This is a genomic window from Rhodovulum sp. PH10 (assembly GCF_000293785.1).
Lineage (GTDB): Bacteria > Pseudomonadota > Alphaproteobacteria > Rhizobiales > Xanthobacteraceae > Rhodoplanes.
On sequence record NZ_AKZI01000010.1, the window covers coordinates 1 to 21,931 of the forward strand.

Consider the following 21,931-nt stretch of genomic DNA (forward strand, 5'->3'; position numbering starts at 1 on the left):
AAAGCGGCTCCGGCGCAGCCCCGTCGGAGTTCCCAAACGGGCTCTGAGGCGGACCCCGACGTTTCCCTCCTCGGATGCCATTGGTGCGGCCGGCTGCGGCCGGTCGCACCTCTCGCACCCGCGGCGCGGAACCGGAACCCGTCGTGCGGCCTTGTGGTTTCGAGCCGCCGGTCGCGGCACCCATTGCCCGCACCCGACGAGGATGTTTCGCGATGACGATTCCGGTGTCCGAGCTGTTGCCCGACGGGCTCGTCGCCCATGCCGACGCCGCGCTCGCGGAGACCACGACCGGCGAGCTGAAGGCGCAGCTTCTGGCGCTGATCGCCGGCCAGGACGAGCGCCGGCTCGGCGAGAAGCGCAGCTTGTTCGAGACCCGGCTCGCGCCCTATTTCCACGAGCTGTCGCGCCGCAACCCCCATCCCCGCGCCGAAGACCAAGTGGCGGCGGTGGTCGGCACATGGACGCCGGTGTGGAGCACCATCCCGTTCCACGACGTGCTGCCCGGCCGCATCCGCGACCAGTCGTACCAAGTTTTCCGCGACGACGGCTTTTACGCCAACATGGCGCATCACGTGCCGGGCCAGGGCAGCGCGCTGGCGAACTTCCTGTCGCCGGTGCTGAAGGCCTACGACCTGATGGTGCTGCAAAAGTTCGCGGTCGCCGATGGTGCGTGGGAGATCGAGAACGTCGCCGTCGAGGTGGCGGTGGTGCCGCGCGACCGCGACCTGTCCGTCGAGGCGGCGCGGGCGTGGTTCGAGGCGGTGCTCGAGAAGAAGCGCCCCGCGTTCGCCGCCACGGCGGATGTCCCCGATGCACAAAGCCTCGCGCCCAGCCTGGCGCCCGACCTGAGCGAGCTCGACGCCGCGAGCGCAAAAAAGCTCGGCAAGACGTTTCGCGCCAAGCCGATCATGGAGAATCTCTATGTCGACGGCGATTTTCGGCTGATCCGCAGCCGGCGCGAGGCGACCCAGAAGCCGTCCTACACGATCGGCATCCGCCGCGCCTGACGGCCCGTGGTCACGGAGCGCCGGGACGCGCGAAACGCCCGGCGCGTGCCGATCACTTCACGAAGGTCTTTCCGGTGATCCGCTCGAGGTTCTTGTAGTGGATCGCCTCCCAGACGTCGCGCGGCAGATCGATCGCCTCGAAGATCGTCTTGTTGTCGCGGATGAAGCCCGGCCCCTTCTCGGGATCGAACGGGCAGTCGGTCGCGAACAGGATGTTTTCGGTCGGATAGAAGCCGAGCCCGCAGCGGGTCGACAGCTCGGAGGAAAACACCGCGGTGTCGGGATAGAAATTCTGCTTGAAGTAGTCGAGCGGGCGCTTCTTCAGGCCGTCCTTGAGCGCCTTGTAGTCGGCGTCCGAGGTGCGGGTGCCGATCTGGTCCCAGCCCGGCCCGACGCGGCCCTCGAGCATCGGCACGATGCCGCCGAAGTGGTGGACGATCGGCTTGAGCTTCGGATGGCGGTCGAGCGTGCCGGAAAACACCAGGCGCGCCATCATGGCGGCGGTCTCGTAGGACCAGCCAAAGGTCCACCAGATCTCGTAGAGCGACTTCTCTTCCGTCTTGTAGTCGGCGAAGTCGGCGCGCCGGGCGGGGTGGATCCACACCGGCTTGTCGAGCGTCTCCATCGTTCCGTAGAAGGCGTCGAACTCGTCTCCGTCGATCGGCCGGCCGTTGACGTTGGTGTAGATCTGCACGCCGCACGCCCCGAGCTCCGTCACCGCGCGCACCGCCTCGCGGATCGCGCCGTCGGGGTTCGCCAGCGACACCTGCGCGACGAAGCCCGGAAAGCGGTCGCCGTGGCGATCGACGATCTCGGCGAGCCCGTCATTGATGATGCGCGTCATCCCCTCGACCTCGTCGGGGCCGACCACGTCCTCCATCGGCGGGCTCGAATAGGCGATGATCTGTGCATAGTCGTCGAACTCGTCGAGCATGCGCAGCCGCGCGTCGAGATCGTAGATGCACGGGATCCCGCGCATGCGCTTGCCGATGTCGCGCTGGCCGGCGCCGATGCGATCCATCGCCTGCAGGATGCCGGCAGGGATGAAATGGGTGTAGGCATCGATGCGCATCGATCCGTTCCTTTGCATGAGAAGCATACGAAGTCGGCGACGGGAAAAACGAACCGGCGGGACGAGGCCGAAAATGGCCGGAATTTTCGCGTGATGCCAGTCTCTCGGCGGGCGCTGTCATGCGACCGAACCGCGGCTGGGTTGCCGCCACGGCAGGCGCGGCGAGGCGGGCGGCAAAGATTCCGGACTCCGAAAACGAGCGCGGTTTTTCGGAATTTTTCGGTGCTGGAGGAGTGCGCGCGGACGGGTCGGCGGCGGGGCGACGATCAGGCCGGGAGGTCTGCCAGCAGCGGCGTCTCGGAGAAGTCGAGCGCGGCGATCGGCACCGGGCGGCCGAACAGCCAGCCCTGCGCCTGGGTGCAGCCGGCGGCGCGCACCAGGGCGAACTGATCGGCGGTCTCGACGCCCTCGGCGGTGGTCTTCATGTCGAGCGCGCGGGCGAGGCCGGAGATCGCCCCGACGATCACCGCGCAGTCCGAACGCTGCCCCATCTCGCCGACGAACGCCTTGTCGATCTTGATCTTGGTGAAGGGGAAGAGACGCAGATAGCCGAGCGAGGAGTAGCCGACGCCGAAGTCGTCGAGCACGATGCCGATGCCGAGCGCGCCGAGCCGGTGCAGCGTGCCGAGCGTGCCGGAGGTTCGTTGCAGCAGCACGGATTCGGTGATCTCGAGCTCGAGGCGCGACGCCGGCAGGCCGGCTTCGGCGAGAATCTCCTGCACGGTCTCGACCAGCACGGCGCTGCGCAGCTGAATCGGCGACAGGTTGACCGCGACCGTCACGTCGGGCGGAAGCGAGGCCGCGTCGGTGCAGGCACGGCGCAGGATCCATTCGCCGATCGGCGCGATCAGGCCGGTCTCCTCGGCGATCGGAATGAAGCGGTCGGGCGGGATCAGGCCGAACACCGGATGGCGCCAGCGCACCAGCGCCTCCACGCCGCACGGGCGCTGCGAGGCGATGTCGACCACGGGCTGATAATGAAGCTCGAACTCGGCGCGCGAGAGCGCATTGCGCAGGTCGATCTCCAGCACGTGATGCATCCGCGCCTCCGCGTCCATCTCCGCCTCGAAGAAGCGGTAGCAGTGGCGGCCGGCGGCTTTTGCGCGATAGAGCGCGAGGTCGGCGTTCTTCAAGAGCGTCGAGGTGTCGTCGCCGTGGTCGGGGGCGAGCGCGATGCCGATCGAGATGCCGATCTCGATCCGGTTGCCGTCGATGTCGTAGGGCGCGCCGATCGCGGCGAGCAGAATGGTGGCGAGCGCGGCGGCGGCGTCGCGGCGCATCAGGCCGGCGGGCTGGAGGATGGCGAACTCGTCGCCGCCGAGCCGGCCGGTGGTGCAGTCGGACGGCACCGCGTCGCGCAGCCGCTGCGCCACCGCGCGCAGCAAGCCGTCACCGACCGGGTGGCCGAGCGAGTCGTTCACCGCCTTGAACAGGTCGAGGTCGAAGGTGAGCACCACGAAGCCGTCGCCGGTGAGGCGCAGGCGGGCGAGCGCGTCGTCCATCCGCTCGGAGAACAGCAGGCGGTTGGCGAGGTCGGTCAGCGCGTCGTGGCGCGCCATGTGGGCGATCTGCCACAGCGCGCGCTGGCGCTCGGTGATGTCCTCGTGGGTCGCCACCCAGCCGCCGTCCGGCATCGGCTGGTTGACCACGGCGACGATCCGCCCGTCCGGCAGCTCGGTCTGCAGATGGATGCGCCGGCCGGAGGCGAGCGCGTCGCGCAGATGCAGACGATAGGCGTCGACGTCCTCGGTGAAGGTGCCGCTCGCCGCGCGCTCGCGCAGCAGGTCGGCGAGGAGGATGCCGGGACGCGCCGCCGGTCCCGTCAGGTGGTACATCTCGCGATAGCGGGCATTGCACAGGACGAGCCGCTCGTCGCGGTCGAACATGCACAGGCCCTGGGACATGTTGTCGACCGCGGCGACCAGGCGGAGATGGGCGTGGTCGAGCGCATGCAGCGAGGCGGCGAGCGAGCGGCGCGAGCGGACCCGGCGGCGGACCTGGAGAAAGGCGGCGCGGACGAGCGCGGCGAGGACGCCGCCTGCGAGGACGACGCCGAGCGCCGCCGCGAGCTGCGGTTGCCCGAGCGTTCGCATCGTCGCGACCCCCGCAATCCCGCCCGCCGTGGCCGCCAGCCCGAGCGCCACCGCGCCGGGCGCCTCCACGAATCGTCCCCCAAGCGGACCGGTGTCTCGGTCTCTCGTCATCGCTCCCCCGTCGTGGTCCGCCATGGTCGCGCAGGAGAGCTTTGGAACGCCTGCAACCACCCGTTTTCCACCCGCTTTTTCGGGCGCTGTCGTTAGCGAATGGTTGCCTGCTCGGGCGGCGCGTCGCCGGCGCGCCGAAGCCGCCGAAAAAACCTTCAGCGAACGGGGAAATCGTACGGGCGCAACGGCGGCGTCGCGCCGCGATAATCGAAGTGCCACCATTCGAGCCGGTAGTTGCGGAAGCCTTCGGCGGCGAGCGCGGCGACCAGCCGGTCGCGATTCGCCCGCGCCGCCGGCGCGACTTTTGCAGCGGTCGCGCTCCGCGCGGCGGTGCAGTCGTAGGCGGTGCCGAGATCGAGGCTCGATTCGCGCGCCCGCGCTCGGAACGGGCCGTCGCAGGGTCCGGCGTCGGTCGGCGTCGGCAGGTCCGGCTCGTCGGCGCGCACCAGCCCGACATCGACCGCAATCCCGAGCGAATGGCGCGAGCGGCTGGCGATGTAGCCGAGCGCGAACAGCCGCGTCTTGTCGATGGTGGGCGAGAAGATGCGGGCCATGGTGTCGGGCTCGCCGTCCTGCGCCCAGGCGACGAACGACCGCACCGCCCGCTCCGGCCGATAGCAGTCGTACACCTTCAGATGAAAGCCCTGCGCCGACAGCCATTTCTGGGCGCGCGACAGCGCCGCCGCCACCGGGCGGAGAAGAATGCACTCGCCCGCCTCGTAGCCGGGCACCCGCCGGCCGGTGAAGTTGAACGCGCCGGCATAGCGCATGTCCTGGCGGATCGACGGGTCGACCTCGCGCAGCCGCACGAAATTTCCGGGCAGGTCACCGGCCGCCGCCACGGAGCTCGAGAGAAGCAGCAGCAGACCCGCCGTGCGAAGAATCCGGCGCGTCATGTCACCGCCGGCAGGGTCACGACGGAATAGCCGTGGGCGATGCGGCGCTCGCGCACCGGATCGAACAGCTCGAGCGAGAAGCGGCCGGTCGGCCGGATGCCGCCGATCGCCGCGAACGTGCCGCAGAACAGCACGGTGCCTTCGGGCAGGTCGTCGCGCCCGGCGAAGCCGGCGATGATGTCGCCGGGATCGAGCATCACCGACACGCTGCCCTCCTGATAGAGCGTCTGCGCGCCGCTCTCCTCCACCCACGAACGCAGCACCAGCCGATCCCAGTGGTCGGCGACGTCGTCGAACGCCCACAGGTCGGGGGCGATCGGCTTGTCGCACAGCTGCTTGGAGACGCCGATGTCGATCCGCTCGACGCGGCGGTCGGTGTGGTCGGAGCCGACCCCGACCCACAGGCCGCGGGCGTCGCGGATCAGCACGAACTCGACCTCGCCGCTGGTGTCGGGACCGACCACCTCGATCTCGGCGGCGGTGGTCACCCGGTGGGTGGAGATGCGGTAGAACTGCGGGGTGACGGAGGGGCGCGGAATGCCGATCGCCTCGAGCTCGGCGGCGTGCATCTCGCGGGCGCCGGGATCGCGCCCGGTCCACAGGGCGATGGCGGCGGCGCGCAGCGCGATCGGCCGCGGCTCGATCGCCAGGCCGCTGATCGCGCGGAACATCAGGGTCTCGGACGGCATCGGCCCACTCGCTCGTGCGCCGGCCGCGGCCCGTGCCGGGTCGGCCGCCGGTGAGGTCGTCGTGCAGTGCCCCCGCGAAAACCATACAGGGAACCGCTGCGCCGCGCCATCGGGACCGGGGAATTTCGCGATCCGCAGAGGTTTTGAGTTACCGCAGTCGTAACGTGTCCTTGTGGCCGAAGCCTTTGGCGTTGTCGATCAGCACCAGGGTATCGGGCTCCAGCCGGTAGACGCCGACGCGCGCGTACGCCGCGCGCAGCTCTGCCGGCGCCTCCGTCATCCTTTGCAGGAACGGGTACCGGTCGGCGAGCAGGCCGCGCAGCCGCAGACTCTCCGCCGGATCGGTGACGCGAAAAACCCGGCCGTGCGCCTGCACGCCGGTGATCGTCGCAAAGTCGGCGGTGTCCGGGGCGACGGTGGCGGCCGCGCGGGGGTCGTTCGCGAGGTCGCGCGAGTGGCGGGTGGTGTCCTCCGACACCCAGACGAGATCGAGCCCGTCGCGGGCATAGAAGAGACTTGCGGCGTGCGGCCCCTGCGGGCCGATGGTCGCGAGCGACATCACGTGATGGGCATCGAGGAACGCGGCGAGGCGGTCGCGAAGATTGTTCGTCGGGATGTCGTCTGGCATCGGCAGGTCCGGTCGGAGCCGCGAGCGTCGCACGGATCGACAGCACTCGCCATCGGCGAACGAGGAGCGGCGCGCCAAAACGTGGTCGACTATCGGTGAATCGGCGGTGCCGAGTTTCCGAGCGGCGCGCAACGGCGTGGTAGCGCGTGTCGTGGATCCATCGAGGCCGTCCATTTGCCATCCCTCATCCGCCACTCCGGCTCACGAGGCCTCATGAGCAGCATCTCGGCCATCGCCCTGTCCGGCATGATGGCGGCGACCCGCCGTCTGGAGGCAACCGCGAGCAACGTCGCCAACCTGCGCACCACCGGCGCGCTGCCGGCGGCGGACGGCACCGTGCCGGCCGGGATGCAGCAGGCCTACACGCCGGTCCGGGTCGACCAGACCGACGTGTCCGGCGGCGGCACCGCGACCTCGGTCGGCACCGTCACGCCGTCCTACACGCCGATGGCCGATCCGCAGTCGCCGTTCGCGAACGCCGACGGGCTGGTCGCCGCGCCGAATGTCGATCTCTCGCAGGAGATGGTCGGGCTGATGATCGCCCGCTACACCTTCACCGCCAATGTGCGGGTGATGGAGGCCGACGACCGGATGGCAAAAACCCTGCTCGACGCCAAGATCTGAGCCTCCGGGCATTCTCTCGTCGGCCGGCCGGCAGCCGGGCCGATCCACGGAACGACTTGCGAAAAAGTCCTCACGCGGCGGCGACCGGCGCCTCCGGCGGCGCGTCCTCGACGGTGCGGCCGCGCAGCCGCGCCATGGTCGCCTGGGCGTCCTCGGCCGGCACGCCGAGCCGGCGCAGCGCGAAGTCCGACATGCCGAAGGCGATCTCGCGCTCGCCCATCACCGCGAGGCCGACGCCGGCCTCGGCGAGATAGAGCGCCTCCTCCTCGGAATGGGTGCGCACCACCGTCTCGATGTCGGGGTTGAGGCGGCGGGCGAGCGAGATCACCCGTCGTGCCTGGAAGGCGTCGGGCAGCGCCACGACGATCAGCCTGGCGAGCTCCGGCAAAGTGGCGCCGAGCACCTCTTCGCGGGTGGCGTCGCCATAGACCACGTGGGTGCCGTGATCGCGCAAGCGCTCGGCGAGCTTGCGGTCCGATTCGATCACCACGTATTCGAGCCCGTGCCGGCGCAGCGCGTCGGCGACGGTGGAGCCGACCCGGCCGTGCCCGACCAGAATGGCGTGCTCGACCAGCATCGCCGGCCGTGCCTTGAACAAGGGCGCGCTCTCGTGCTCGCGCCAGCGCACCATCGCCGGCCGGTCACCGAGCCGGTCGGCGAGCCGGCCGAGCAGCGGGAAGACCAGCGGATTGATCACGATGGCGATCAATGCCGCGGCCAGCACGAGGTCGCGGCCGCTCGCCTCCATCAGCCCCTGGCGCACCGCGAGGTCGGTGAGGATGAAGGAGAACTCGCCGATCTGGGCGAAGGTGGCGCCGACCGTGCCGGCGGTGCGCGGCGTCGCCTTGAAGGCGAGCAGCAAGAGGAGCGTGGTGACGCCGGTGCCGACCACGATGGTGACGACGATCGCGGCGACCTCGAGCGGCATGCGCAAAAGCGTCGAGGGATCGAACAGCATGCCGGCGGAGACGAAGAACAGCACCGCGAAGACCTGCTGCATCGGCAAGGCCTCGGCGGCGGCATGGTGGCTGAGGTCGCTCTCGCCGAGCACCACGCCGGCGAAGAAGGCGGCGAGCGCGATCGAGATGCCGAACAGGAGCGAGGAGCCGTAGGCGATGCCGAGCGCGATCACCAGGACCGCGAGGGTGAACAATTCGCGCGATCCGAGGCGGGCGACGTAGCCGAGCAGGCCGGGGATCGCCCACCGCCCGACCAGCACGGTGATGGCGACGAAGCCGGCGAGCTGCAGCAGCGCGTGACCGATCTCGCGGGCGAACCCCTCGACGGTGACGGCCCCGCTGCCGAGCGCCGGCACCAGCACCAGGGCGAGGATCACCACCGCGTCCTGCACCACCAGCCAGCCGAGCGCGATGCGGCCGGCGGTGGCGGTGAGCTCGCCGCGCTCCTCGAGCGCGCGGGTGGCGACCGCGGTCGAGGCGATCGCCAGCGACAGGCCGATCACCAGCGCCGCGGTCGGCGGCCGGCCGAGCAGATGGGTGGCCACCGCCCAGCCGATCGTGGTGGTCACCGCGATCTGGATCAGCGCGCCCGGCACCGCGCTCTTGCGCACCGCGAGCAGGTCGGCGAACGAGAAGTGCAGGCCGACGCCGAACAGCAGCAGCGCGACGCCGATCTCGGCGAGCCCGGTGGCGATGCCCTGGTCGGCGACGAAGCCCGGCGTGAACGGCCCGACCATCACCCCCGCGACCAGATAGCCGAGCACCGGCGGCAGCCGCACGGCGCGCGCCAGCAGGCCGCCGACGAAGGCGAAGGTGATGCCGGCCACCAGCGTCGGCAGCAGTCCGATGGCATGAACGTCCATGCGCGCGCAGTCTCGGTGCGGGGTTTCCTCGTCGGCGACGGGTCGCCGTCGGCCCGGCCACGGATGCCGTCCGGACGCCGTCGGAACGGCAGACGCGGGCACGGCGAAGGGTGCGGCAAGGGACGGACCGTCGTTATCATGGAGCGCGTTCCGCGAGCGAGTCTTTGCGCTCGCGTAAGGCTCGAACGATTCCGGCCGGACCCGCGGGATGCGGCGATCGGGCGCGGGCCGCCCGCCCCGCCGATCGCGCGAAAGTGTCGGCTGGCGCGGCGTTTCTGCGATACTGACGAGATCGTGGGTTCGCCGCGACCGGCCCTCGTCGCTTTCCCGACCGGCTGCGTTGCGCCGAACACGGGCCGGGCCGTGAGTCGGTCGGGCGCCGGCGGCGTTCCGCGCGTTCTGCGGGCGCCGAATCTCGCTTTTCTCGACCCCGGCGCCGCGCGAGCCGCGCCGGGCCGCCGTGGTTTTTTCGAGACCGTGATTGCTCCGTTCGACGGTGAACCAATCGCGCTGTCCGCACTTGTCGCCCGGTAGGCCACCGTTTCCGGCCGGCGGCGTCTTCGCGGCGAGCCTTTGCGGGTTCCGCGTCCTCCTGCGTCCCCCCGGCCGATACCCGAGCACGCCGGACGACGCCGCGCAGAGCGCGAGGACCGCACCGTCGTCGGCAGAGGAGACCCGCGACCATGCTCTCACTCGCCCTCGATGTCCTGATCGCCCTGTCGAGCGTGTTCGGCGCGAGCGACGCCGATGCCGCCCCGCCGCGCGATCCGTTCGTCGGCGCCGTCGGCGTCGCGCTGACCGGCGCGCCGGACGCCGACATCCGCCCGCTCGACTGGCGCGCCTGCCGCTTCGAGGTGAACGGCCAGGTGTTTCGCCTCGGCGCGGTCGACCCCGCGACGGTCCGGGTCCGGCCATGGGAAAGAGACACCGTGCTCGGCACGATGCGGCGGGTGGCGGTGACGTTTTCGGGCGCGGACGGCGCCGTCGTCTACGAGCGCACCGACCGCGCGCTGGAGGACGTCTCCCCGGCCGACGACGCGGCGATCCGGCTGTTCAAGCAAACGGTGAAGAGCCGCCGCCCGGAGCTGTTTCACGACCGCCGGGTGGCGCTGCGCGAGCAGACCGTGACGCTGCCGACCAGCGACCTCGCCGCCGTCGAGGACGCCTGGCGGACGGTGACCAGGACCTGTGCCGCACCGGGCACCACGCACTGATCGGGCCGTGATCCGGCCGCCGGTCGCGGCCCGACCGCGCGCCGCGACCGCCGGAATGTCCGGCCTGCGCCGTTGAAGACGGAGGCGGCGGCAGCGGCCGCCGCAACCGCAGCGGCGCCGCGGACCGGGCGCCAAGGACCGCACAGCACGTACCGCACAGCACGTACCGCGCAGCACGTACCGCGCAGCACGTGCCGCGCGCCACGGACCGGGCATGACCGACCTTCTCATCCATTCGATGTCGGAGTTCTCCGACCTGATCCTCGCCGGCCTGACGCTCGCCGGCGCGCGGCACATCGTCGAGATCGGCGCCGAGCACGGCGGCATGTCGCGCCGCCTCGCGGCCCATGTCGGCGAGGCCGGCGGCCGTCTCACCTGCATCGACCCCGCGCCGAGCCCGACCTTTTCCGCCTGGGCCGCCGGGCGGCCGGAGGTGACGCACCTCGCGCGGCAAAGCCTCGAGATTTTGGACGATCTCACCGGCATCGACGCCTGGCTGATCGACGGCGACCACAACTGGTACACCGTGTTTCACGAGCTCGCCGCCATCGAGCGGGCCTCGCGCCGCGACGGCACGCCGCTCCTCGCTTTCCTGCACGACGTCGGCTGGCCGGCCGGCCGCCGCGATCAGTATTACGATCCCGAGCGCATTCCGGCGGCGTTCCGTCGCCCGCACGATTGGGACGGCGGTGCGACCTTGGGCGAGCCGCGGCTCGTCCCCGGCCGCGGCTTTCGCGGCATGGGCGCGTTCGCTTTTGCGGTGGAGGAAGGCGGCCCACGCAACGGCGTGCGCACCGCGGTCGACGACTTTCTCGCCGGCGCGCTCGCCGAGGGGCGCGACTACGCCTTCGCGAGCATTCCCGCGGTGTTCGGGCTCGGCGTCGTGTTCGCGCTCGATGCGCCGTGGAGCAGAGCGCTCGCCGACCTGTTGCTGCCGTTCCACGACAACGCGCTGCTGCGGCGGCTCGAGGAGAACCGCCTGCGCAACTATCTGCGGGTGATCGCGCTGCAGGACGAGGCCGCCGCGCGACGCGAGGCTGTGGGGCTCGCCGCCTCGTGACGCCCGTCACGCCAAAATCCTGTCGATCGCGCAAAAACCCCAGTCGGCGTTGAGCGAGCGCCGCAGCCGGTTCGCGCGCGGCGCGAGCAGCGGGCGATCCTCGTCGTCGCCGGTGCGAAGGGCGCGCCAGAACGACGGGTCGCACCACGCGTCGTCCTGCGGCACCGCCTCGCCGAAGCCGCCCGCCGCCGGCGGCGGCGCGTCACCATGAACGTGGAGCGGCGGCGCCAGCCGGATCACCCGCTTGCCGAAGAATTCCGCCTCGTCGAGCCCGCTCGAATTGATCGCGCACACGGTCTCGATCTCCGGCCGGGCGAGCAGGTGATACAAATTGGTGTCGGTCCAACGGACCGCGCCGAGCCCGCGCATCATGCGCTGCGTGGCCGAGTCCGGCCGGTCGTAGGGGTGCGGCTTGAACAGCACCATCGCCGAGGCGAGAGCGAGATCGCGGATGGTGTCGGCATGGTCGGCGACCTGCCCGAGCACCAGCGCGGTGCCGGGCACCAGCGGCAGCGGCGGCGCCATCCAGGCCACCTTGCTCCTGATCCAGCCGGCCTGCATCACCGCCGCGTCGAGATCGAACGCGTGTCGCAAGAGGCGCGCGTGAATGTCCGCCCGGTTGGTGCGCAGCGCCATCACCAGGTCGTCGAGAAAACGCACCGGATGGGCGACCACGTCCACCACGGCGGTCCCGGCGGCATCGAGGATGCGCAGGAGGTGGTCCGGCATCTCGCTGCCGACCACCAGGTCGGCGTCGAGCAGCGTGGCGATCGCCGCCTCGATCTCGGCCGGCAGCGACGGCCGGGTGATCACCTGCGCCCAGCTCTCGATCGACACCGGCAAGCCGAGCAGGTCGTAAAAGGCGGGCGTGTCGAAGAAGCCGTGGCCGTCGGGCAACCCCTCGTCCCAGGCGACGGTCGAGACCTCCCAGCCGGCGAGCCGCGCCGCCGTGCCGACGATGCCGTCGAGCCAGCGGATGTTCTTCCAGGTCGCGCTCTCCCATCCGTTCGCGCGACGAAACGGGCGAAACACGTCGCCCGTCACGATCAGCCTGCTGCTCATGCCACCCCCCTGCCTCCGATGCGTGCGGCGACGGCCGGGCATCGGCGGGATCTCGGGGTGGTACGCGGCCGGGCCGCCGTTCGGGCGGCAGACGTGGCCGTCGTCCGGGAGAGGGACTCAGCCGTGGGTGTCGGGGGTGGCCGGGCGCCACACCAGAAGCCGGCGCTCCACCATGCTGACGCCGATGTCGATGACGATCACGAAGGCGGCGAGCACCGCCATGCCGGCGAACACGCCGGCGACGTCGAACACGCCCTCGGCCTGCTGGATCAAATAGCCGAGCCCGGCGGCCGAGCCGAGATATTCGCCGACCACCGCGCCGACCACCGCGAAGCCGACCGAGGTGTGCAGCGAGGAGAACATCCAGGACAGCGCGGAGGGCCAGTAGACGTGGCGCATCAGCTGGCGCTCGCTCATGCCGAGCATGCGGCCGTTGGCGAGCACGGTCGGGCTCACCTCCTTGACGCCCTGATAGACGTTGAAGAACACCACGAAAAAGACCAGCGTGATGCCGAGCGCGACCTTCGACCAGATGCCGAGCCCGAGCCACAGCGCAAAGATCGGCGCCAGCACCACGCGGGGCAGCGCGTTGACCATCTTCACGTAGGGATCGAACACCGCGGCGACCAGCGGCTTTCGCGCGAACCAGAAGCCGACCAGCGCGCCGCCGAGCGAGCCGATCACGAAGGCGAGCACCGATTCGGTCAGCGTGATCCACAGGTGCTTCCACACGCTGCCGTCGGCGAACCACTGCCAGATCCGCATCGCGACGTCGGACGGCCGCGAGAAGAAGAACGGCGGCAGCAGCACCGTGCCGAAGATCGGCACCGAGGTCAGCACGTGCCACAGCCCGACCACCACCACGGCGACCAGGACTTGCAGGGCGAGCAGGGTGGCGCGGTTCATGGTCGTGCTCCCGCGGGACGGACGAGCCCGGTCATTCCGCGCCTCCGGTCTGGATGTAGCCCTTCATCACCTCCTCGCGCAGCACCGCCCAGATCTCGCGGTGGAGGTCGTGAAACGCCTTGTCGAGCTTGATTTCCGCGATGTCGCGCGGGCGGGCGAGCGGGATCGTCCAGTCGCCGATGATGCGGGCGGCGGGGCCGGCCGACATGATCACCACCCGGTCGGCGAGCGCGATCGCCTCCTCGAGGTCGTGGGTGACGAACAGCACGCCCTTGCGGTCGCTGCTCCACAGGTCGAGCAGCAGATTGCCCATGATTTGTCGGGTCTGCGCGTCGAGCGGGCCGAACGGCTCGTCCATCAGCAGGATCTTCGGGTCGCGGATCAAGACCTGGGCGAGCGCGACGCGCTTGCGCTGGCCGCCCGACAGCATGTGCGGATAGCGGTCGGCGAAGGTCGCGAGCCCGACCCGGCCGAGCCAAGTCTTTGCGCGCTCGCGCGCCTCGGCGGTCCGGGTGCCGGCGATCTCGAGGCCGATCGCGACGTTCTCGACCGCGGTCTTCCAGGGAAACAGCGCGTCGGCCTGGAAGAGATAGCCGGCCTGGCGGTTGAGGCCGGCGAGCGGCGCGCCGAAAATCTCCACCGAGCCGGCGGCCGGCGTCAACAGCCCGGCGGAAGCGTTGAGCAGGGTCGACTTGCCGCACCCGGTCGGGCCGACGATCGCCACGAACTCGCCGTCGGCGAGCGCCAGCGAGGCATTGCGCACGGCGGTGAAGGTCGAGCGGTCGGCGAGGCGGAAGGTGATGTCGAGATCGGTCAGCCGCACCGCGCACGGCCGGTCCGCGCTTCCGCTTTCCACGCCCCGCCCCTCGCCGCCGAGTCCGTCCCCGCGCGGTCCCGCGGCCGCCTCCCTGGCGGCTCCATTGGCTGCGGTCTCCTGCACGGTGTCTCCTCCGGCCCCGAAACTTCGTTTCTGCTGCATGCGTCGTCGCGCAATGCCGCGCAATAACGCGCCCCGGCGCAAAGGTCCATATGTCGGGCACGCAACCCTGGCGGAAGCCGACCGGGACGGGTGGCCGAGAGAGCGAATCCCGGCTCGCGGCACGCGCCGCGATCGAACCGGGCGCGCCCGGTCGGCCCCTCACGAGCGGGCGGCCCCGATGGGCGGGCCGGACGCTCGGCTTGGCGGGCGGTCGGCGGCATGGCTTACTCACTGCCGGTCGGGGACGGTACGACCCGAGCACGACCGGGCGCTCGAAGGGACGTGCGACGGGAACGTGCGACGCAGGCGTGCGAAGGGGACGCGATGGCGGCGATGCGGGTTCGCTTCTGGGGCGTGCGGGGCAGCGCCACCGCGCCGGGCGCGGCGACGGCGCGCTATGGCGGCCACACCGCCTGCGTCGAGGTGCGCTGCGGCGATCGTCTGGTGATCCTCGATGCCGGCTCCGGCCTGCGCCCGCTCGGCCTGTCGCTGATGGCGGAGGCGGACGGCCGGCCGATCGCGGCCGACATCTTCCTCACCCACTGCCACCTCGATCACGTCTGGGGCCTGCCCTATTTCCGCCCCGCCTATCTCCCCGGCACGCGGCTGCGGGTGTGGGCGGGGCATCTCCTGCCCGACTGGACGCTCGCGGGCGTGATCGGCCGGCTGCTCGGCGAGCCGCTGTTTCCCGGCGGCGGCGCGCTGTTCCGGGGCGACGTCGCGTTTCTCGATTTCCGCTGCGGCGAGGATGTGTCGCCGTATCCGGACGTCACCGTGCGCACCGACGCGCTGCGCCATCCGGGCGGCGGCTGCGGCTACCGCATCGAGCACGGCGGGGCGGTGCTCGCCTACGTCACCGACACCGAGCACGACGGAGAAACCCTCGACCCGGCGGTGCTGCGGCTCGCGGAAAACGCCGACCTGATGATCTACGACTGCACCTACACCGAGGCCGAGTATCCGAGCCATATCGGCCGCGGCCACTCGACCTGGCAGCACGGCGTCCGCCTCGCGGCGGCGGCGGGGGCGAAAAAGCTCGCGCTGTTCCACCACGAGCCCGCCCGCGACGACGATGCCCTCGACGCGATCGCCGCCGAAGCCGCCGCCCGCCGCCCCGGTACCTTCGCCGCCGCCGAAGGTTTGTCGCTGACCCTGCCGGAGTGACGCCTGTGCGATCCGGCGATGCTCGCGTCGGTGGCCCGTGCTAGTCTTGCCGGCATGTCGATGCGCGAAAAATCCGGGAACGAGCGGAGGGTGAGCACCTTCACCGTCGGTCGCACGCGCCTCGAGAAGATCAGCGCCGTCGAGGGGATCGAGACGGCCCCCGCCAGCCGCACGATGTTCGCGGAATTCGATCGGCGGCGGCTCTCGCACGAGGAGCGCCGGGCGGCGATCCTGCGGAAACACGCCGCCAAGGCGTGACCTCGCGGTGTACGACCCCGCCGAGGATCCCTACTGCTATCCGGGCACCACGGTCTTGCGGAACCGCGCCGGCCTGCGCGACCAAGCCGCCCTCGACGTCTTCGAGCACGAGGCGGTCCTGCAGCGGGCGAGCGAGCCGATGGCGGTTCGCTCGCTCGGCGTTCGGCAGTACCGTGCCGTGCACCGGCATCTGTTCGGCGACGTCTATCCCTGGGCCGGACGGTTCCGCACCGTGCGGATCGCCAAGGGCGGAAACCCCTTCTGCTACCCCGAGCACATCGCGGCGGCGATCGATCGCCTGTTTGCCGGATTGCGCCGGCAGCGCTGGCTCCGCCGCCTCTCGGCCGACGACTTCGCCCGCCACGCCGCCCATTTTCTGGCCGAGCTCAACGCGATCCATCCCTTCCGCGAGGGCAACGGCCGCACCCGGCTCGTCTTTCTCGCGCTGCTCGCCGAGCGGGCCGGCCATCCTCTCGATTTCGAGCGAATGAATCCCGCCACCATGCTCGCGGCGATGGTGCGGAGCTTTGCCGGCGACGAGGCCCCCACTCGCCGGCGTGCTCCGGGCGCTGATCGTGCCGCCGGACGAGGCCTCGCCGGCATCTCCCGAGAACGGCCCCGACACCCCTGTGTGATCCGCCTCACAGGAGCGGACCGAGCAAAGCCGTAAGACTTCGCCCGTCAGCTCGTGGAGGTGCCGATGCTCACCGATCTAGCGCTGCCCCGCCTGCGCGGGACCGACGGTCCGGCCCCCGGCCCCGCGGCCCCCGGTGCCAAACCCCCGACCGACGCCGTGCTGCTCGCCCGCATGGCCGACGGCGACCGCCTCGCGCTGCAGGTCTTCTATGCCCGGCATCACGTCCGCGTGTTTCGCTTCGTGCTGCGCATTCTCGGCGACCGCACCAAGGCCGAGGACGTGATCAGCGACGTGTTCATCGACGCCTGGCGGCAGGCCGGCCAGTTCGAGGGCCGCTCGGCGGTGTCGACCTGGCTTCTGGCGATCGCCCGCCACAAGGCCTATGCGGTGCTGCGCCGCCGCACCCACGACCCGATCGACGAGGAGCAGGCGGCGGCGATCGAGGACACCGCCGACGGCCCGGAGGCGACGCTCGCCACCCGCGACCGCAGCGCGGTGCTGCGCCGCTGCCTCGGCGCGCTGGCGCCGGCGCATCGCGAGATCATCGACCTCGTTTATTATCACGAGAAGCCGCTCGCCGAGGTGGCGCGGGTGTTCGGCATCCCCGAGAACACCGTGAAGACCCGCCTTTTCTATGCGCGCAAAAAACTCGGCGGGCTGCTGCGCGAGGCCGGGCTCGATCGCGACGTGCTGTGACACCGCGCGACGGCGCGACGGCCCGGTGGCCGAACGGCGCAGTTTTTTCATCTTCTGCTGATCGGCGTCGGCCACGGTGATGTCACCGGGCGGACGCCGCGTTTTTATATCATGTCGCGACTCGACGCGCGTCGGTAGTGCTGTAATGCTGGCTCGCGTCGCCGCGGCCGCACGGAACAGAGGGATCGTGCGGCGTGCGGCGTCGCCGCGAACCGTCGTGGGGTCGCGCGGGTGATGGACTCTCCGCTCGGGCGAAGCCGCCCGGCGGCTCGGTCGTGAGCGGCTCGGCCGCGACGTGATCAGTTCGGGTCTTCGTGCGCGCACGACCTGAACGCTCGTACGGCCGGGCCGTGGAATTTCTGCGCAGTGGTTGACAGACCTCGTGCAGAAATTTCAAGCTACGAGAAAATCACAACGCGACGATCGATCTTCGCGACACTGGGGAAGCTTTAGGAGGACTTCATGCGACGTGCCGTAGCGGCCGCGTTGGCGGTCGGGATTTCGTTCTGCACTGCAGCGTCGGCGTCGGCCGACACCTTCAGGCTCCGCATCGCCTCGGGGCATCCGGCCGTCCAGACCTACGTCAATCTGATCCAGACCTTCTTCGTGCCGGAGGTGACCAAGCGCGTCGCCGAGCGCACAGATCACACCGTGCAGTTCGTCGAGGGCTATGGCGGCTCGATGACCAAGGTCGCCGACACGCTCGAGGGCGTGCAGTCCGGCATCATCGACATGGGCGCCTACTGCTTCTGCTTCGAGCCGTCGAACCTGCCGCTGCACGCCTTTCAGGTGATGCTGCCGTTCGGCACGATGGACCCGGTGGCGAGCGTCCAGATCGCCCGCGAGGTCTACGATCAGGTGCCGTATCTGTCGAAGGTGTTCGAGGACAAGTACAAGCAGAAGCTCCTCGCGCTGATCGCCGACAACGGCTACAACCTCGGCACCACGTTCCCGTGGAAGACGATCGACGACCTGAAGGGTCAGAAGATCGCCGGCGCCGGGCTCAATCTGAAATGGCTCGAATATGCCGGCGTGGTGCCGGTGCAGTCGTCGCTGCCGGAAGCCTACACGGCGATGCAGACCGGCATCTACAACGGCTGGATCATGTTCCCGTCCGGCTGGCTGCAGTTCAAGCTCTACGAGGTCGGCAAGCACTATGCCGAGATCGGCTTCGGCGCGATGACCTGGCACGGCCTGACCGTCAACCTCAACGCCTGGAAGAAGCTGCCGAAGAACGTGCAGGACATCGTTCTCGAAGTCGCCCGCGAGTACGAGGCGAAGACCGGCACCGTCAACAAGGACGCCTACGGCAAGCACATCGCCGAGCTGAAGTCGCACGGGGTCGAGGTGCGCGAGGTCGAGGCCTCGGTGCGCGAGGCATGGGCGAAGTCGCTGGCCGACTGGCCGCGCGAAAAGGCCAAGGAGCTCGACGCCCAGGGCTTGCCGGCCTCGCAGGTGCTGGAGCTGACGCTGAAGGCTGCCGAGAAGCACGGCCACACATGGCCGGTCCGCTACGTGATCGAGTGACCATCCGGACTCCGTGTCGCCGGGGCACCGACGATGTCCCGCATTCCGCCGTCGTCGCCGGGCTCGACCCGGCGACCCATCCGGAAGAAGAAAAGCCTTTCTTGCGCCGGATGGATGCGCGGGTCGAGCCCGCGCATGACGGGTGCGGACGGATTCGGGGCCGTTCCGGAGTGACGTGCTTCGCAATGGCAGCGACCCCGAGCCGCTCGCCGCGGCCTGCGACCTCTCCCCCGCGAGCGGGGAGAGCCGAAGACCTCGCCGGGTCCAGGCCATCACGGTTTCATCGATCACGATTTCATGGAGACCACGCCTTGTTCGAGCGTCTGATCACGCCGGTCGTCCATCTGCTGCTCGCCTTCGCCGCCCTCCTGATCTTCCTGATGGGTTTCTTGGTGGTCGCCGACGTGATCGGCCGGGGCGCCTTCTCGAGCCCGGTGCAGGGCACGCCCGAGCTGGTCTCGATGGGGATCGTGATCATCTGCTTCCTGCTCGCCGGCCACGCGGTGCAGAGCGGCGGCATGCTGAAGGCCGACATTCTGGTCGGCGCCTTCGGACGATCCGGACAGAGCTTCGCCGAGCTCTTGTCGGGGATTCTCGGCGCGGTCTTTTTCGGGCTGGTCGTGTGGGGCGGCATCGATCCGGCCATCTATGCCTGGACCAGCAGCGAGTTCGAGGGCGAGGGCGCCTTGCGGGTGCCCGCCTGGCCCGCCCGCTTCATCGTCGTCGGCGGCGCCGCGCTGGTGGTCGTCATCTATCTCGGCAAGGCGTTCCGCGCCCTGCAGGCTCTCGTGCGCGGGCGCACGCCGGCGGCCTGACGATCCGCGGCCTGACCACACGCCGCATGTGACACCATCGGAAGCGAGGAGCGTACGTGTTCGGCAACAGCGAGATGATCGTCATCGTCGTGGTGGTGCTCGCGCTGGTGTTTCTCGGCGTGCACATCGCGGTGGCGCTCGGAATCACCGCGGCGCTCGGCATCTGGCTGATGGTCGGCGACATCGAGGTGGTGCGCACCTTCGTCGCCAACACCGCCTACGAGGCTTTGCGCGACTACGTCTTCGCCGTCATCCCGCTTTTCATGCTGATGGGCGACCTGCTCGCCAAATGCGGCGCGGCGCGCGACCTCTATGCGCTCGGCCATCGCTTGAGCCGCTGGCTGCCGGCCCAGCTCGCGGTCGCCACCATCGTCTCGAACGCGCTGTTCGGCTTCGTGACGGGGGTGAGCATCGCCGCGGCGGCCGCCTTCTCGCGCATCGCCTTCCCGGAGATGCGGCGCTACGGCTATCAGCGCCCGTTCGCGCTCGGCTGCATCGCCGGCAGCGCCTGCCTCGGCATGCTGATCCCGCCCTCGGTGCTGATGATCGTCTGGGCGGTTCTGACGGAAGTATCGATCGGCAAGCTGTTTCTCGCCGGCGTGATCCCGGGCCTGATCGCCGCCGGCGGCATGATCGTCTTCGTGGTGGTGGCGGCGGCAATCAATCCCTCGCTCACCGGCTCCGGGCGCAAGGCGAAGAGCGGCGCGGCGGCGATGCGCGAGGGCGACGCCCCCTCCGGCCTGCCGCACGACGAGCCGCTCGGCCCGATGCTGCGCTCGACCGGCCTGGTGGTGCTGCTGGTCGCCGGCGTGCTCGGCTCGATCTGGTTCGGCCTGTGCACCCCGACCGAGGGCGCCGGCGTCGGTGCGGTCGGCGCGCTGGTGCTCGCGCTGATCAAGGGCTTGCGCCCGCGCGAAATCCGCGAGGTGGTGCTCGATGTCGGCCGCACCTCCGGGCCGCTGCTGCTCCTGTTGTTCTGCGCCCAGCTCTATTCGCGCGTCCTGTCGATGACCGGCTTCACCGAGGTGGCGAAGACCGCGCTGCTCGACACCGGGCTCGGGCCGTGGGGCATTCTCACCGTGATGGTGCTGATCTGGCTGGTGCTCGGCTGCCTGATCGATTCGATCTCGATCATCCTGCTGACGGTGCCGATCTTCGCGCCGATCGCCACCCATCTCGGCTTCGACCCGCTCGCCTTCGCCATCATGGGCATCATCGCGATCGAGACCGGCCTGTTGACGCCGCCGTTCGGCATTCTGGTGTTCACCGTCAAGGCGGCGGTGCCCGACCGCGGGGTGGCGCTCGCCGAGATCTTCCGCGGCGCGATGCCCTATTGGGGCGTGCTGCTGGCGGTGGTCGTGCTGCTGGCGATCTTCCCGCAGCTCGCCACCTGGCTGCCGAGCCTGTGAGGCCGCGCCCGTGACGCCGCGCCGGGCCGGCCGGCGTCACGCCGGTCGCTCGGTCCAGAACACGGCGACGATCGTCGCCATCACCGCGATCATGCCGAGCACCATCGCCACCGTCGCCGGCCAGCCGCCGAAATGCCAGGCGAGGCCGGGCAGCGAGGCGCCGACGCTGCCGCCGACATAGAAGGTCGAGACATAGAGCCCGACCGCCGAGGAGCGGCCCTCCTTGGCGGTCGCGGTCACCGCGCCGGTCGAGACGCTCTGGCAGAAGAGGCCGCAGGTCGCGCACACCACGAGCCCGGTCATGATGATCCACAAGGGCGTCGCGAGCAGCATCGCCACCCCGCACGCCCACACCGCGAGCACGCCGAGCACGAAGCGCCGCCGCCCGAACAGCGCGACCGCCCGGCCGGTCAGCGTCACCGCGCCGGAGCCGACCAGATAGCTCAAAAAGATCAGCCCGAGCATCGACGGCGTGAAGAGATAAGGCGGCGCGGCGAGGTGGAAGTTCACATAGGTGAACACCGCGATGAAGTTGAACAAGACGCCGAAGCCGACCGCATAGATCGGCACCAGCTTCGGATTGACGATGTGGCGGAGCATCTGCCGCACCGATGCGCCGATCCCCTCCGAGCGCACGAAGTGGCGCTCCTTCTCGAGCATCAGCCCGAAGCCGATCGCGCACACGATGGTCAGCAGCGCGAGCGAGGCGAAGGCCGGGCGCCACCCGACCAGGTCGGTCAGGACGCCGGTGATGAACCGCCCGGAGAAGCCGCCGAGGCTCGCCCCCGTCATGTAGGTGCCGGCGACGCTCGCCACCTCGCCGGCCGGCCACTCGTCGCCGATATAAGCGAGCGCCACCGCGAACACCGGCGGCAGCACCAAGCCCTGCACGAAGCGCCACAGCACGATCCAGTGCACGTCGGGCGCGAGCGCGATCAGAAGCGTCGGCACCGCCACCGCGACCATCGCCGCGGTGATCACCAGCTTGCGGCCGAGCACGTCGGCGATCGCCCCGGTGAACGGCGCCGTCATCGCGATCGACAGCGTGCCCGCCGTCATGATCGCCGAGATCTGCCCGGCGGTGACGCCGAACTCGTCGGCGAGCGACGGCAGGATGGCTTGGGGGGCGTAGAGATTGAGAAAGGCGCAATAGCCCGCGAGGGCGACGCCGACGCGGCGGGGATCGATGCTCATTGTTTTTCGTATGTGGGACCTGAGCTTGCACTATACAACTTTATCGGGCCGTGTCCCAGCGTCGGGCG

General features: G+C 70.1%; 21 protein-coding genes. 11 read left to right on the forward strand and 10 right to left on the reverse strand.

Features of this window, described 5'->3' with window-relative positions:
• Positions 1-212: 212 nt before the first annotated feature.
• Entirely contained in the window at positions 213-1,007 is a 795-nt protein-coding gene (locus A33M_RS02185) for a hypothetical protein (protein WP_008382931.1), read from the forward strand.
• A gap of 52 nt (positions 1,008-1,059) precedes the next feature.
• Here A33M_RS02185 and A33M_RS02190 read toward each other — a convergent pair whose 3' ends face one another.
• The 5 genes from A33M_RS02190 to A33M_RS02210 all read right to left on the reverse strand — a co-directional run bounded on the left by A33M_RS02190 (position 1,060) and on the right by A33M_RS02210 (position 6,496).
• A complete protein-coding gene (locus tag A33M_RS02190) occupies positions 1,060-2,079 on the reverse strand; it encodes an amidohydrolase family protein (RefSeq protein ID WP_008382933.1) in 1,020 nt (339 codons plus the stop codon).
• 266 nt (positions 2,080-2,345) lie between these two features.
• Complete coding sequence (locus tag A33M_RS02195) at positions 2,346-4,241, reverse strand: putative bifunctional diguanylate cyclase/phosphodiesterase (protein ID WP_157223295.1); 1,896 nt, start codon at positions 4,239-4,241, stop codon at positions 2,346-2,348.
• 197 nt (positions 4,242-4,438) lie between these two features.
• On the reverse strand, positions 4,439-5,179 hold the full coding sequence (locus A33M_RS02200; protein ID WP_040618954.1) for a M15 family metallopeptidase: 741 nt from the start codon (positions 5,177-5,179) through the stop codon (positions 4,439-4,441).
• Positions 5,176-5,868 carry a DUF2848 domain-containing protein gene (locus A33M_RS02205; protein WP_008382944.1) on the reverse strand — a complete coding sequence of 231 codons (693 nt, stop codon included), beginning with the start codon at positions 5,866-5,868 and terminating at the stop codon, positions 5,176-5,178. The genes A33M_RS02200 and A33M_RS02205 overlap by 4 nt, the downstream gene beginning before the upstream one ends.
• 148 nt (positions 5,869-6,016) lie before the next feature.
• Positions 6,017-6,496 carry a pyridoxamine 5'-phosphate oxidase family protein gene (locus A33M_RS02210; protein WP_008382946.1) on the reverse strand — a complete coding sequence of 160 codons (480 nt, stop codon included), beginning with the start codon at positions 6,494-6,496 and terminating at the stop codon, positions 6,017-6,019.
• 213 nt (positions 6,497-6,709) lie between these two features.
• Here A33M_RS02210 and A33M_RS02215 point away from each other — a divergent pair, with 213 nt between their 5' ends.
• Complete coding sequence (locus A33M_RS02215; RefSeq protein WP_008382947.1) at positions 6,710-7,120, forward strand: flagellar basal body rod protein FlgC; 411 nt, start codon at positions 6,710-6,712, stop codon at positions 7,118-7,120.
• Between the two features lie 70 nt (positions 7,121-7,190).
• On the opposite strand, the gene A33M_RS02220 is transcribed toward A33M_RS02215, so the two are convergent.
• Positions 7,191-8,942, reverse strand: a complete 1,752-nt coding sequence (locus A33M_RS02220; RefSeq protein ID WP_008382949.1) for a cation:proton antiporter domain-containing protein — start codon at positions 8,940-8,942, stop codon at positions 7,191-7,193.
• A 683-nt stretch (positions 8,943-9,625) separates the two neighbouring features.
• On the opposite strand from A33M_RS02220, the gene A33M_RS02225 reads away from it, so the two are divergent.
• A complete protein-coding gene (locus A33M_RS02225) occupies positions 9,626-10,156 on the forward strand; it encodes a hypothetical protein (protein ID WP_008382953.1) in 531 nt (176 codons plus the stop codon).
• Positions 10,157-10,370: 214 nt separating this feature from the next.
• Positions 10,371-11,216 (forward strand): class I SAM-dependent methyltransferase, encoded by an 846-nt coding sequence (locus A33M_RS02230; RefSeq protein WP_008382955.1) that lies wholly within the window; start codon positions 10,371-10,373, stop codon positions 11,214-11,216.
• A 6-nt stretch (positions 11,217-11,222) separates the two neighbouring features.
• Here the strand turns inward: A33M_RS02230 and A33M_RS02235 are convergent, their stop codons facing one another.
• The 3 genes from A33M_RS02235 to A33M_RS02245 form a co-directional block, all read right to left on the reverse strand.
• On the reverse strand, positions 11,223-12,278 hold the full coding sequence (locus A33M_RS02235) for a hypothetical protein (RefSeq protein WP_008382957.1): 1,056 nt from the start codon (positions 12,276-12,278) through the stop codon (positions 11,223-11,225).
• Between the two features lie 117 nt (positions 12,279-12,395).
• The gene (locus A33M_RS02240) at positions 12,396-13,184 is read right to left on the reverse strand and encodes an ABC transporter permease (protein ID WP_008382960.1); all 789 of its coding nucleotides are present in this window, start codon (positions 13,182-13,184) and stop codon (positions 12,396-12,398) included.
• Between the two features lie 31 nt (positions 13,185-13,215).
• Positions 13,216-14,040 (reverse strand): ABC transporter ATP-binding protein, encoded by an 825-nt coding sequence (locus A33M_RS02245; RefSeq protein ID WP_008382962.1) that lies wholly within the window; start codon positions 14,038-14,040, stop codon positions 13,216-13,218.
• A 456-nt stretch (positions 14,041-14,496) separates the two neighbouring features.
• On the opposite strand from A33M_RS02245, the gene A33M_RS02250 reads away from it, so the two are divergent.
• From A33M_RS02250 to A33M_RS02280, 7 genes are all read left to right on the forward strand, one after another.
• On the forward strand, positions 14,497-15,327 hold the full coding sequence (locus A33M_RS02250) for an MBL fold metallo-hydrolase (RefSeq protein ID WP_202801764.1): 831 nt from the start codon (positions 14,497-14,499) through the stop codon (positions 15,325-15,327).
• An 18-nt stretch (positions 15,328-15,345) separates the two neighbouring features.
• Positions 15,346-15,585, forward strand: coding sequence for a hypothetical protein (locus A33M_RS02255; protein ID WP_192814081.1), 240 nt, complete (start codon positions 15,346-15,348; stop codon positions 15,583-15,585).
• A gap of 7 nt (positions 15,586-15,592) precedes the next feature.
• Entirely contained in the window at positions 15,593-16,255 is a 663-nt protein-coding gene (locus A33M_RS02260; RefSeq protein WP_008382968.1) for a Fic/DOC family protein, read from the forward strand.
• Positions 16,256-16,285: 30 nt separating this feature from the next.
• The gene (locus tag A33M_RS02265; RefSeq protein WP_008382970.1) at positions 16,286-16,918 is read left to right on the forward strand and encodes a sigma-70 family RNA polymerase sigma factor; all 633 of its coding nucleotides are present in this window, start codon (positions 16,286-16,288) and stop codon (positions 16,916-16,918) included.
• Between the two features lie 462 nt (positions 16,919-17,380).
• A complete protein-coding gene (locus tag A33M_RS02270) occupies positions 17,381-18,445 on the forward strand; it encodes a C4-dicarboxylate TRAP transporter substrate-binding protein (protein ID WP_083850264.1) in 1,065 nt (354 codons plus the stop codon).
• Between the two features lie 311 nt (positions 18,446-18,756).
• The gene (locus A33M_RS23630) at positions 18,757-19,260 is read left to right on the forward strand and encodes a TRAP transporter small permease subunit (RefSeq protein ID WP_008382975.1); all 504 of its coding nucleotides are present in this window, start codon (positions 18,757-18,759) and stop codon (positions 19,258-19,260) included.
• Between the two features lie 56 nt (positions 19,261-19,316).
• A complete protein-coding gene (locus A33M_RS02280) occupies positions 19,317-20,669 on the forward strand; it encodes a TRAP transporter large permease (protein ID WP_008382977.1) in 1,353 nt (450 codons plus the stop codon).
• A 36-nt stretch (positions 20,670-20,705) separates the two neighbouring features.
• Here A33M_RS02280 and A33M_RS02285 read toward each other — a convergent pair whose 3' ends face one another.
• The gene (locus A33M_RS02285; RefSeq protein ID WP_008382979.1) at positions 20,706-21,863 is read right to left on the reverse strand and encodes an MFS transporter; all 1,158 of its coding nucleotides are present in this window, start codon (positions 21,861-21,863) and stop codon (positions 20,706-20,708) included.
• Positions 21,864-21,931 lie beyond the last annotated feature (68 nt).

Bases quoted from the DNA above. Each gene is read 5' to 3' on its own strand.
- A33M_RS02210 (WP_008382946.1), bottom strand. From the start codon at position 6,496: ATGCCAGACGACATCCCGACGAACAATCTTCGCGACCGCCTCGCCGCG.
- A33M_RS02235 (WP_008382957.1), bottom strand. From the start codon at position 12,278: ATGAGCAGCAGGCTGATCGTGACGGGCGACGTGTTTCGCCCGTTTCGT.
- A33M_RS02270 (WP_083850264.1), top strand. From the start codon at position 17,381: ATGCGACGTGCCGTAGCGGCCGCGTTGGCGGTCGGGATTTCGTTCTGC.
- A33M_RS02265 (WP_008382970.1), top strand. From the start codon at position 16,286: ATGCTCACCGATCTAGCGCTGCCCCGCCTGCGCGGGACCGACGGTCCG.
- A33M_RS02225 (WP_008382953.1), top strand. From the start codon at position 9,626: ATGCTCTCACTCGCCCTCGATGTCCTGATCGCCCTGTCGAGCGTGTTC.
- A33M_RS02185 (WP_008382931.1), top strand. From the start codon at position 213: ATGACGATTCCGGTGTCCGAGCTGTTGCCCGACGGGCTCGTCGCCCAT.
- A33M_RS02220 (WP_008382949.1), bottom strand. From the start codon at position 8,942: ATGGACGTTCATGCCATCGGACTGCTGCCGACGCTGGTGGCCGGCATC.
- A33M_RS02250 (WP_202801764.1), top strand. From the start codon at position 14,497: ATGCGGGTTCGCTTCTGGGGCGTGCGGGGCAGCGCCACCGCGCCGGGC.
- A33M_RS02190 (WP_008382933.1), bottom strand. From the start codon at position 2,079: ATGCGCATCGATGCCTACACCCATTTCATCCCTGCCGGCATCCTGCAG.
- A33M_RS02215 (WP_008382947.1), top strand. From the start codon at position 6,710: ATGAGCAGCATCTCGGCCATCGCCCTGTCCGGCATGATGGCGGCGACC.
- A33M_RS02230 (WP_008382955.1), top strand. From the start codon at position 10,371: ATGACCGACCTTCTCATCCATTCGATGTCGGAGTTCTCCGACCTGATC.
- A33M_RS02255 (WP_192814081.1), top strand. From the start codon at position 15,346: ATGCTCGCGTCGGTGGCCCGTGCTAGTCTTGCCGGCATGTCGATGCGC.
- A33M_RS02240 (WP_008382960.1), bottom strand. From the start codon at position 13,184: ATGAACCGCGCCACCCTGCTCGCCCTGCAAGTCCTGGTCGCCGTGGTG.
- A33M_RS02200 (WP_040618954.1), bottom strand. From the start codon at position 5,179: ATGACGCGCCGGATTCTTCGCACGGCGGGTCTGCTGCTGCTTCTCTCG.
- A33M_RS02205 (WP_008382944.1), bottom strand. From the start codon at position 5,868: ATGCCGTCCGAGACCCTGATGTTCCGCGCGATCAGCGGCCTGGCGATC.
- A33M_RS02285 (WP_008382979.1), bottom strand. From the start codon at position 21,863: ATGAGCATCGATCCCCGCCGCGTCGGCGTCGCCCTCGCGGGCTATTGC.